Origin of the sequence: Paracoccus sp. MC1854 (assembly GCF_014164635.1) — a bacterium.
In the GTDB taxonomy this organism is placed as follows: Bacteria; Pseudomonadota; Alphaproteobacteria; order Rhodobacterales; family Rhodobacteraceae; genus Paracoccus.
In genome coordinates this window covers 1-10,411 of the sequence record NZ_JACJFU010000052.1, presented here as the reverse complement: position 1 = coordinate 10,411, position 10,411 = coordinate 1, and the positions used below count along the sequence as shown (strand labels likewise).

Below are 10,411 nucleotides of genomic sequence, written 5' to 3'. Positions count from 1 at the left end.
GAATGTCGAAAGCTATCGCCGGCGCAGCGCCATGGAGGCAAAGCGGACACGGGGACGACCGGCCGCATTCGCGACAATCAACAATACGCCCCAGTCTGTCGCGGAGCGTCAATCACCCGGCCCGCAGGGCCTTGCCAGCGACAATCACGCTGATACCCTGCCAGACGCCGCGACGTAGAAGCTCATCCAGATTGACGCGCGCGTCTCATCAAGATTGTCGCGCAATAGCACGATGCGCTTCTTGAGCCGGGCATCGGTGGTTGGTGCCGCCCAGACCGTTCGAAGGTTCGTGCCGAGGGTGGCGGCGTCCATCGCGCCCAAGGGGGAAGGCCTGGGCGCGGCGGCATCATGCGCGGCGATCCTGGTCTCGATCTCGGCGGTGCGTGCGAGGGCGCGGTTCCACCGCGCCTCCAGTTCCGCCGCCACAAGCCGGTTTTGGGGATCGGCAGCATCGTATTGCCGGAAGGCCCGATCGGCACCGTAGCGGGCCGCTTCGAGATCACGCGCGAGCGCTTCGCGAACCTGATCGCGGCGACTGGCGGCCTGCGCCTCAGCCTCGGCGGCGGCCGCGATGGCGCCCGGCTCGACCACCCGCAGCAGCGCTTCCTCGATGGCATCGTCGACCCGCAGGCCGCCGAAGGCGATACAGCGCGGCTCGCCATTGTCGAGCAGGCCGCGCCAGCAGGAATAGCGCGGGATGTCATGCTTGGCCCCGGTGTAGCGGACCGTCATCTTGCGGCCGCAGCGCCGGCAGCGAACGAGACCGGCGAGCAGGGCATCGCCGTGCTTGGGCGCTCCGTGATGCCGGCTCGCGGGAACGTTGTCGCTGACCATCGCGCGGATCGCCTCTGCCCGTTCCCAGCTGACATAACCTTCGTGTGCGCCGGGCTTCAGCGCCAGCCACTCACCGCGCGGTTTGCGGCGGCTGCCGGATCGCGGAACGGCCGCGCCGTGTCTCGGCACAACCCGGGTCTTACCATAGGCGTAGGCGCCGCCGTAGACTGGGTTCTCGATCATCCGATGGATGGTAGCATAGGTTGGCCTCCGCCAGATCACGTCGCCATTGGCGTGCCGGGCCGGCAAATCCAGCCCGTGCTCCAGGAACCAGAGCAGAGCCTGCCGAGCGCTACCAAGCTCGGCCACCTTGTCGAAGACGAGGGCGATGGCCTCCTGGACGCGACGGTCGGGGTCCTTCTCGAGCCTGTCGCCGGCCTTCACGAAGCCGACAGGGGCGGCGACGATCAACTCGCCACGACGGGCCTTCTCGTAACGGGCGGACAGCGACCGCTGCCGCAGCAAATCGAGTTCATACTCATTAAGGCTGCCCTTCAGGCCGAGAAGCAGACGGTCGTTGCTTTGGCGTGGGGCATATACGGTCTCCTGGTCTACCAGGACGGTGTCGACGACCCGGCACATCTCGATGAGCTGCTGCCAGTCCCGGCTGTTGCGGGCGAAGCGCGACACCTCCCGCGCTGCCACCGCACCGACCTTGCCCAGGCAGACCTCGGCCACCATCCGGTCGAAGCCGGCACGCGCCACGCCGCCCGCCGCCGAACGGCCAAGGTCGTCGTCGATCGTCTCGATGCAGGACCAGCCGAGCGTCGCCAGCCGGTCGCGCATCGCATATTGCAGGGCACCGCTCTCGCGATTGTGCAGCACCTGATGGGCCGAGGATTGCCGCACGTAGAGGATCGCTTTGCGCTCCAGATGATGCGGCCCGATCTTCTCATGCATCATGTCCCGCCTCCTTCCGCTGCCTGTCCGCGCCGTCGGCGTGGTCGAGGATCAAGCGGACCATCAGCCCGGTCAGCCTCACCCGCGCCTCCTCGGGCAGCGTCTGCCAGTGCGGCGCCGGGGCCAGATCGGCGTCGCTGGGGTGGGCGAACAACTCGAGTTGCTGTGGTGTCGGTCGGCGTCGCATCGGCATCTCCCGGAATCGCCTCTTGGGACCCCGATGCTGCGCTCGACTCTCGCGTTTGCGGTGCGCCATCGCGAACGCCGGCCGCATCGTGCAGCAATGCCGCCAGAGCTCCCAGAGCCGCCACCGAGGCAACCGGCGCCGCCCCAACCTGCCAGCCTTGGCCAGCGACCCGATCGAACATCCAGACCGGGACCTCCAGCCGCCGATCGGACGCGACACCGTCCGGGCTACAGCGAAACGCCGCCCAGCCTGCCTTCTCGATCACCTCGTGAACGTGAACCGACCGACCCGCCCAAGGGTGCCATGGGTAGAGCACTTCCCGCTCCTCGGTCCCGTGGGGGTTCTGTGATCGAGTTCTACAACACGGTCCATCCGCATTCCGCGCTGCGCATGTGCTCGCCCGTCGAGTTCCGCGCCGCGCTCAACCCCAGCCGAACTGTCCGGTGATCCAAGTCCGAGTCGGCGCTAAATTGTTCGTTGCTGGGGCTGCGTCGTCGCAGTGGCTGTTTTCGTGGCATCGAGCATCATCTCGACCGATCGTTCCGCTAGCGCGGCGATGGTCTTGGACGGGTTGAGCCCGATAGGACGAGGGAAGATCGAGCCATCTGCGACAAAGAGGCCCGGGTATCCAAACACTTCGCCGCGATGATCGACGACCCCGGCGGCAGGCGAGGCGGCCATGGCGCAGCCTCCGAGGGGATGAGGAGTCACCAGATTGCGCAGAATAGTCCAAGTCGGCGGCACCCGGGCTGCGCCGCCGGTCGCGGCGCTTAGCCGTTCGTGGGCCGCGATCAGCCCCCCGACGCCGTACTCGGATCGGCGCGCGTCCCAGTCCAGCTTCAGCCGCCGCTTCCACGGTCGCAGCCAGTCCCGGCCGTAGTAAAGCCGGCCGTCCCCGGCGTCCATTGCCTGGCCAAACCAAGGCATCATCGTCTCAAAGGAGTTGCCGTTGTCGAAAGCCTTGGCGATACGCGTCAGCATGCGGCCGCTGAGGCTGAAGCGCCCCCGCTTTGCCCGAGCGCGAATCAAGTTGCCGATCATATCCGGGAAGCCGCCGTCTTCGACGAAATAACGCGCACTGCCGTCCATGCCGTCGAGGAACTCGATGGCCCCAGTAATGGTCGGGCCGACGCTCGGCGAAAGCCGCCGGCCGGGGTAGAATGCTGGGGTAAGGAAGTCGCCGTTGCTGCTCCAGGCTCCGCCGAGCGCTCTGCTGATTCCGGGCAAGGTGCGGAAACGGTCGCGTGAGCGAAACAGAATCTCAGTGGTGCCAAGCGAGCCCGCAGCGATCACCACTCGCGGGGCCCGTGCCACCCGCTCGATGCGGCGCCCCCCTTGAGTTCGTGGTAGACGACAGCGTAGCCGCGCCCCTCGGACGCGACATGGGAGACCACCGAGAGCGGTCTGATTGCAGCGCCCTTATCCTCGGCAACCGCAAGGTAGTTTAGGTCAAGGGTGTTGCGTGCCCCCGCCTTGCAACCGATGTCGCAGTTGCCGGCATGGATGCAGTAACCTTGCTCGCGGCCGAAGCGATTCATGAAGGTCTTCGTCGCTCGCTCGTCGGGCGGACGCTCCTCAGGGTAGCGGCCGTTGGGATCGAAAGCGATGGCGAGCTCGACCTTGCGGTAACGCTCAATGGCTCCAATGCGCTCGGCGGCCTCGCGAAGCAGGCGGTGGCGCGGCGTGAGCTGGGTCTCGGGCAGGGTCTCGGGTGCCAGCATCTCGGAGACGCGCGTGTAGTACGGGCGCAGCGCATCGAAAGTAATCGGCGCGGGCCAGCCGGAGGCGAAGGCGCCGGGCCGGGCGTCAATGCTGACATTGGCGTAGATCAGCGAGCCGCCGCCGACGCCGGCGCCCTGCGCCACCCACATGTCGTCGAGGAAGCGCAAATCGACCCAGCCGTTCTGCTTCTCCGGCTCGTCAACATCGTAGATCCAAGCATCGTCCGGGCCACGCGGGAAGTCATCCGGTGCCCAGCGGCGCCCACGTTCAAGGACAAGAACGGCGAGTCCCGCCTCGGCCAGCCGGCAGGCGTGAACCGCGCCGCCGAAGCCGCTGCCAATGACGATGATGTCGGGAGTCATGCGCTGACGCCTCTGACGGAGATGTGGATTGGCGTCTCGATCAGCTCCGGCACGAGCGGCCCATCCGGATCAAAAACATGAGTAGCGCCTTGGGGGACCGTGAAGACGTCCGCCCTGCGCATCCCGCGAGGGAAGGCGCGGCTCGGCGCGGGCTTCGCTCCGGCGGTCGCCGGAGCGGGGCGCCAGCCCGGCACCTTGACGAGGCCGATCGGGAAGACCGTCAATCCCTCGGCATCGACGCGAAGCCGCAGGAACGACTTCCAGCCCTCGATCGCCTGCGACGAATAGAGTTCTAGCTCATGTCCCTTGATCGCAAGGTTCGACAGCCACAGGTAGGCCGCCATCAGCATGCCATGCACGATCCAGCCGACGGTAACGGCTCCGGCCAGCATCAGGAGGGTCTCGAGCACCACGGGTGCCCCAAGCGTGACTATCAGGCGGCTCGCCAGCGCGGCGATCGCAAAGGCGGCGGCAAGCTGGACAACGAAGTGCAGGAGCCCCGCGACCCATGGCCCCCAAACTGGCGTGCAGAGCGAGGCTCCTGTCCGCGCGAATGCAACGAAGCCCATAGCTACGAACCCGGTTGCGACAACAGAAACCGGGCTGAAGACCAGCACTGCTACCAGGTCAGCAATGAGAGGTCCCGCGCCGTGCTCGATCAGGCCGGCGAGCAGCGGGGCGTCGATAACTGGTGCGCCCGAGGCCTCCTCCAAGAGCACGAAGCTCGCCGAGTTCAGAATCCAGATGAGGCCTAGCATCAGCGCCGAAAGCGTGGCGCAGAAGACCTTGTGCCGGTAAACGAGCCGCCAGACGCGGTTGCGCATGTCCTCGGACTCTCTCGTCGAGGGGAAAGCCGCCTTGCGCTGCGTCGTCGTGCCATCTTCGAAAACAAGCTTTTCGGGCGTTCCGGCCGTGCCAAGCGTAAAGGCGCCACCCCCGCCGCAGGTGACATAGTGGCGCTTCTCCGGCCCTTTTACGACATAGCGGCAGTAATGGTGCAGGTCGCCCGAGATCAGGAGCGGTACTGTCGCGCCCCGCTCTGTGGCGAGGCCCAGAATGTGCTCGAGCTTACCCCACGCGTGCCAACTCGCGGGATCAGGAACGTCCTGCTGCACTGCCGCGTCGCGCGTGAGCCATGCTGGCTTGGGCGCGCAAAGAACGAGTTGGTCGCCCGGCTGCATTTGCGCCGCCTGATTGCGGAAGTAGGCGAGCTGCGGCGGGTCAATATCGTCTTCGGTGGCGAGATCAACGCCCCAAAGCCAAAATCCGTGCGGCAGGCGCAAGGCGAAGTAGCTGCGTATCTGCTGCGCCTGCCAGCAGCCGGTCCATCGCCCGGGTTGGCAGAAGCAGCGAATGAAGGCCCCAAGACCATCATACCAGTCGTGGTTGCCCGGGATCGCGAACAGCGCTCGGCCACCGACAGCCGGGTCACGCCCTCCCCATGGACGTGCAGCATAGTAGGGGCCCATGGTGCGGTCGCGGTAGTTCTCCTGCGAGGCGACGGGGTAGGTCTCGTCGCCGCCAAACACCAGGACTTCCGCCGCGGGAAGCGCCACGGAGCGCGGGAGAGCGTCGGCAGGGCTTTCAGATAGCATGTCGGGCGGGACGGGTTGCTCGACTTTCTCGCCGGCTGCTCTCAGGAAGACGTAGTCGCGCGCGACGAGCCAAGCCACCGCCTCGGTAGCATCGAAGCCGTCGCCAAGGTCGGCCACGTAGTCGAGCCACAAGACGTCTTTAGCGCTGAAATCAAAATAGCCCGCTGGGCCGATAACGTAGTCGGGTTTCGGGCCAGTGTCGAGCGCGGCGAGCACCTCGCGTCTCGCCGAACGAGTGCCAATTACCGCAGTCACTAGCGCATGCAGCCCGGTTCCGACAAGCTGGCGTACTCCAAACCAGCCCACAGCGGCGGGTCGGGTGATCGTTCGTTCCTCGGCGTCGGGGTCGTTCGACCGTGGGTCGCTCATTTCTGCCCTCCAAAGCCATAGGTTTTCCAGAGGCTGTCGGCGAAGAACCGGACGAATTGAACAACTGACGCTGCGCGGCGGCGCCGTCCGATGCTGTCGCGGGCGTGGAGGGTCAGTCCGAGTGCAAGGAAGTCGATCATACCGAGGCGGAGCATGCCGGCTGCCACCACACTGCCGGTGCGGTCGCGTCCCTCGTGAAGCTGCACGTGCAAGGTGGTCGTGTCGGGCCAGAGTCGCCAAGGCGGCCCAGGACGAACAAACTTGCGGCCGCTGAACCAATAGGGTGCGCCGTTGAGAAGCACTCCAAGCTCGTAGATCATCTCGGTGCAGCCGGCTTCGGCAGATGGCGCAAAGAGTTGAAAGTTGGCATCGGTCGCCGGCAGGGTGAAACCCAAGCGGGGACTCCAGAGATGCGCTGCCATCGCGCCTCGGTGCTTGGGATCGGCCACGAAGCCTCGGATGTCGCGGATGTCGATCGTGGCGTTGAGTACGACTGGAACGGCATTGACGTCGGCCCAGCCAGTCATCGGATCGTCTGTCGAGAACGAAAGCCGCCCGATCATGCGCTCGCGGAAGGCGACACCGGGCGCAGGCGCAGGGGTATGCGTCGGCGCGGGGCAGGGCTCGGCCGGCAGCCGGTCGAGGTAACGCGAGGCGTCCATATAGCGACGAGTTCAACATCTCGGCCGCCTGCCGGATCGTGGCCGGAACAGGCGACATCCGGGTCCAGGTCTCGCGCCACGACATGGTGAAGACGAACCTCGGGTCGTGGAGCACCGACCTCAACACCACGACCTCGGCCAGGCTGGTCGAGGGCAACATGACGATCCCCGACGGGACGGCCTTCATTCGGCTGGCCTTCCGCTGCTCGGAGAACGTGACCGAGGCGTTCTTCGGCAACCCGCGCATCCTGCGCCGGATGACGGGCAAGCTGATCGTCGATGGCTCGATCATTGCAGCCCACCTCACGGCGAACGCGATCCAGACCGCGCATCTCGACGCAGGCGTGGTGACGTCCCAGAAGCTCGCCATCGGCTTCGGCGGCAACCTCCTGGTCAACTCGGACTGGGCGGTCGTCGTGGATGGCACCGCCAACCCGAAGACGGTCAAGCACTGGTATCTCAACCTGAACGGGCAGACGGCGGCCGAGGTCAGTGTCATCCGGCGCGAGGCCGGTGGTGACTGGGCCGGGCCGGAAAGCCCGGTGCTGGAGATCGCGCAGACGTCCACCAAGTCCACGGGCTTTGTCGATGTGCGCTGCTTCCCGCCGAAGGACAACAGCGGCGCGCGAGGCAACGGCTGGCCGGTCAAGCCCGGCGACTGGATCGAGGTTTCGGTCCAGCTTTCGGCACACCGCTGCCGGGGCGAGCTTTACATCGAATGGCGCAACGCCGCCGGCGTCCTGCTCGGCTCCACGCCAGCAGTCACGCTTCAGAACGACATGGGCGAGACCCGGAACCCAGACTCCTGGACCCGGATCTGGACAAAGGGCGCGGCCCCGGCCAACGCCGCCTTCGCGAACCTCATGCTCCGCAAGAAGGGCACCATCTCGGGCACCAACAGCTAGCTGTTCACCCACAAGCCGATGATGGCGCTGTCGGCCAAGGACCGCGCCGAACCCTCGCCCTACGCGCCCTCGACCTTCACCTACATCGACGGCGACCAGATCGTCACGAACTCGATCAAGGCCCGCTCGCTCGACGTGACGGACCTGATCGCCTCGCTGGCGACCATCGACACGGCCTATATCCGCGAAGCCAATATCACGGGCGAGATCTCGGCGGCCAAGCTGAAAGCCGGGACCGCATTGGCGGCGAACATCACGGTCAACGGCACGACAATCAACCAGGTGCGCCTCGACGCGGCCCTTGGTGCCCGCGAGCCCGCCGCGCGCGTGAACGAGGGCTCGGTCCAGATCGACCCCGGCAAGATCATCGTCTCGGGCGGCACCACGCTGGCGGACTGGCGCAAGGGCGGTGACGAGACCCGGATCGACGGCGGGGCGCTTTCGGCCAACACGGTCACGGCGAACAAGCTGGAGATCGGCTCGCGCAACATCACCCTGACCGGCATCCAGTTCGAGCATAACAAGCCCGGTGCCAATCAGGTGAGTTGGACCGCCGGGGCCATTCGCTGGGTCAACGATACCGGCACCATCACCTCGACCAGTATCCCCGCGGGTTCCGCAACCTGGTCGAGCGGCGTCCTGTTTATCTTCTGGGTCAAGGGCGCGACCACGTTCTCGACCACGACATCCCTCGCGACCGCGATGGCGACGAACAACGTCTGCCTCGCCACCTACGAGGGCGATTTCAAATTGGATGCCGACTATGGCCGCACGGTCATCGACGGCGACATGATCAAGACCGGCACGATCACGGCCACCCATCTCGTCAAGACGGCGGCGCTGATTACCGAGACGGCGCAGATCAAGGATCTGACCGTCACGGCCCTGAAGATCGCGAACAACGAACTCTATGTCCCGCGATTCTACGCGCGGGCCGATGTGTTCCTGCCGCTGGGTTCGTCCCGCTCGAACCCTTCGGTTCTGTTTGATCGGACTATCCCCGACTTCAACGGGGGCGGCTACATCATCGCGTTCAACGGGTATGTGGACAGCAGCGACAACTTCGACCGGTTCGGTCAGTTTCAGCTTTTGATCGACGGCGTGGCCCAGGCCGAGGTCGGCGCGGGTGCACGGACGAACTCGGGCGGCATCCTGGCGATGATCCCCGTCAGCCTCATCTCCTCGGCCTCGGGGAATGGTTCCACCCGGATCATCGTTCGGGGCTGATCGCGCTACCACAACAACCCCGATGCCGGCCCTGACTCCAGCATCTGGGCACGAAACCTGACCCTCACCATCTCTGGGGCAAGAAAATGATGTATGCCTACGTTGATCCAGTCATGCGGGACATCATCGTCAGCAATGTCCCGCCGGATACAACCGATCACTGGTGGGAAATAGCCGAAAGCACCAGTATCAACGATGTCTACATCGACGCCGCGGGCGAACTCTCGATCCGCCGACCCCGACCGGCAGCGTGGGCAGAGTTCGACTACGTCACGGAGACCTGGTTCGATCCCCGCACCGAGGCCGAGCTTGCCGAGGAGCTGCACCGGGTTCGCGCCGCCACCCAGCTCGACAAGTCGGACCTGCTGATTCGTCTCGCCGTAGCGGGCATCCTTTCGCCCGAAGAAGCCGAGGAGGCGGCGGGCGGGACGATCCCGGCCTCAATGCAGCCGATGCTCCAGATGTTGCCGCCCGAGGCCCAGATGGCGGCGCGGATCAAGTGGCGCTCCGACAACCTGATCTCGCGCAACCATCCAGTGATCGTTGCGGCGGCCTATGCCCTGGGCGTCACGGACCAGCAGCTCGATACGATTTTCGGAGTGAGCCCATGAAGACCATCGACTACACCCTCGGCGAGCGGAAGACCTGGCGAGCGGTGCCGCGCAACGCGGCCGGCGGGATGGCCGACCTGACCGGCGCCTCGGCCGAGCTGCGGATCACCGTCGCGGGCGATCTCTGCCTGAGGATCGCCGGCGCCATCGACGATCGCGGCATTGCCTTCGCCCTGTCGCCCGAGAGCCTGGACATCCCGTCCGGGCGCTATGCCGCCCAACTGTGGATACGCTGGCCGGACGGGCAGGAGCGGGCCTGCGGCCGGTTTGTGCTGCTGAACAGGAAGGGGCGCTGATGTCCGACGTGGCTGACCTCGAGATCGAGGATAATGAGGTCGCCGTCATCGAGGTTGGCGTCGAAGGTCGACCCGGCCGGATGGACGACGCCGACCGGGCGCTGTTGCAGCAGGCCGTGGCGGCGATCGGCGGGGTGGCGGCGATCAGCACTTCGCCTGGAAACGCGCTCGAGCAGCGGCCTGACGGCCTCTACGTCCCGGAAATCATCGACCCACACGGCGGCCTCGATCTGACCGTCATCTTTGACAACAAGCTGGTCTGAGGAGACAGCCATGACCCTGCAGAACCGCCTGTCCGATCTGGCGACCCGCGCCGCCACGGAGGACAAGGCCCTCCGCACCCTGATCAACGGCAACCTTCCCGACCTTTCCGCCCTGACCACCAGTTCCAAGACCAGCCTCGTCGCCGCGATCAACGCGCTGCAGGCGGAGGTCGCTGCGGCGGCGCAGTCGGGCGGTGCGGTCATCAACGATGGCGCGACGACATCCTCGGCAACATGGTCCAGCACCAAGATCGGATCGGAGATCGCCGCAGCCATTGCCGCCGTCACCAACGGGGCACCCGGCGCGCTGGACACGCTGGAAGAACTGGCAGCGGCACTTGGCGATGACGCTAGGTCATGTTGACAAATGGCGGAGCCAGAGGCGGATGGAGGTAACGTCGATGAATGCCAGGTAGCTTTCGGCGGTTTTGTCGTAGCGGGTGGCGACGCGGCGGGCGTTCTTCAGCTTGTTGAAGCA

Annotated in this window: 12 protein-coding genes and 1 pseudogene; 6 read left to right on the top strand and 7 right to left on the bottom strand. The window is 65.9% G+C overall.

The window, feature by feature from the left end; genetic code table 11:
- Positions 1-144: 144 nt before the first annotated feature.
- The 6 genes from H5395_RS16815 to H5395_RS16795 all read right to left on the bottom strand — a co-directional run bounded on the left by H5395_RS16815 (position 145) and on the right by H5395_RS16795 (position 6,631).
- Positions 145-1,737, bottom strand: coding sequence for a recombinase family protein (locus H5395_RS16815; RefSeq protein ID WP_255440772.1), 1,593 nt, complete (start codon positions 1,735-1,737; stop codon positions 145-147).
- Entirely contained in the window at positions 1,727-1,921 is a 195-nt protein-coding gene (locus H5395_RS16810) for a hypothetical protein (RefSeq protein ID WP_255440771.1), read from the bottom strand. Before H5395_RS16810 ends, H5395_RS16815 begins: the two co-directional genes overlap by 11 nt.
- A 465-nt stretch (positions 1,922-2,386) precedes the next feature.
- Entirely contained in the window at positions 2,387-3,217 is an 831-nt protein-coding gene (locus H5395_RS19605; protein ID WP_220495102.1) for a GMC family oxidoreductase, read from the bottom strand.
- Complete coding sequence (locus H5395_RS18595) at positions 3,211-4,005, bottom strand: NAD(P)-binding protein (protein WP_220495101.1); 795 nt, start codon at positions 4,003-4,005, stop codon at positions 3,211-3,213. Before H5395_RS18595 ends, H5395_RS19605 begins: the two co-directional genes overlap by 7 nt.
- Positions 4,002-5,969, bottom strand: a complete 1,968-nt coding sequence (locus H5395_RS16800) for a hypothetical protein (protein ID WP_182793691.1) — start codon at positions 5,967-5,969, stop codon at positions 4,002-4,004. The genes H5395_RS18595 and H5395_RS16800 overlap by 4 nt, the downstream gene beginning before the upstream one ends.
- Positions 5,966-6,631: a hypothetical protein gene (locus tag H5395_RS16795; RefSeq protein WP_182793690.1), complete on the bottom strand. Its 666-nt coding sequence runs from the start codon at positions 6,629-6,631 to the stop codon at positions 5,966-5,968. The genes H5395_RS16800 and H5395_RS16795 overlap by 4 nt, the downstream gene beginning before the upstream one ends.
- A gap of 38 nt (positions 6,632-6,669) precedes the next feature.
- Here H5395_RS16795 and H5395_RS16790 point away from each other — a divergent pair, with 38 nt between their 5' ends.
- The 6 genes from H5395_RS16790 to H5395_RS16765 all read left to right on the top strand — a co-directional run bounded on the left by H5395_RS16790 (position 6,670) and on the right by H5395_RS16765 (position 10,297).
- Positions 6,670-7,536 carry a hypothetical protein gene (locus H5395_RS16790; RefSeq protein ID WP_182793689.1) on the top strand — a complete coding sequence of 289 codons (867 nt, stop codon included), beginning with the start codon at positions 6,670-6,672 and terminating at the stop codon, positions 7,534-7,536.
- An 18-nt stretch (positions 7,537-7,554) separates the two neighbouring features.
- Positions 7,555-8,763: a hypothetical protein gene (locus H5395_RS16785; RefSeq protein ID WP_182793688.1), complete on the top strand. Its 1,209-nt coding sequence runs from the start codon at positions 7,555-7,557 to the stop codon at positions 8,761-8,763.
- A gap of 113 nt (positions 8,764-8,876) precedes the next feature.
- Entirely contained in the window at positions 8,877-9,374 is a 498-nt protein-coding gene (locus H5395_RS16780; RefSeq protein WP_182793687.1) for a hypothetical protein, read from the top strand.
- Positions 9,371-9,670 carry a hypothetical protein gene (locus H5395_RS16775; RefSeq protein WP_182793686.1) on the top strand — a complete coding sequence of 100 codons (300 nt, stop codon included), beginning with the start codon at positions 9,371-9,373 and terminating at the stop codon, positions 9,668-9,670. Before H5395_RS16780 ends, H5395_RS16775 begins: the two co-directional genes overlap by 4 nt.
- Entirely contained in the window at positions 9,670-9,933 is a 264-nt protein-coding gene (locus tag H5395_RS16770; RefSeq protein WP_182793685.1) for a hypothetical protein, read from the top strand. Before H5395_RS16775 ends, H5395_RS16770 begins: the two co-directional genes overlap by 1 nt.
- A gap of 10 nt (positions 9,934-9,943) precedes the next feature.
- Positions 9,944-10,297, top strand: a complete 354-nt coding sequence (locus H5395_RS16765) for a hypothetical protein (protein ID WP_182793684.1) — start codon at positions 9,944-9,946, stop codon at positions 10,295-10,297.
- On the opposite strand, the pseudogene H5395_RS16760 reads toward H5395_RS16765, so the two are convergent.
- A pseudogene (locus tag H5395_RS16760) lies at positions 10,289-10,411 on the bottom strand (IS5/IS1182 family transposase); the annotation flags it as partial. The gene H5395_RS16765 and the pseudogene H5395_RS16760 overlap by 9 nt on opposite strands.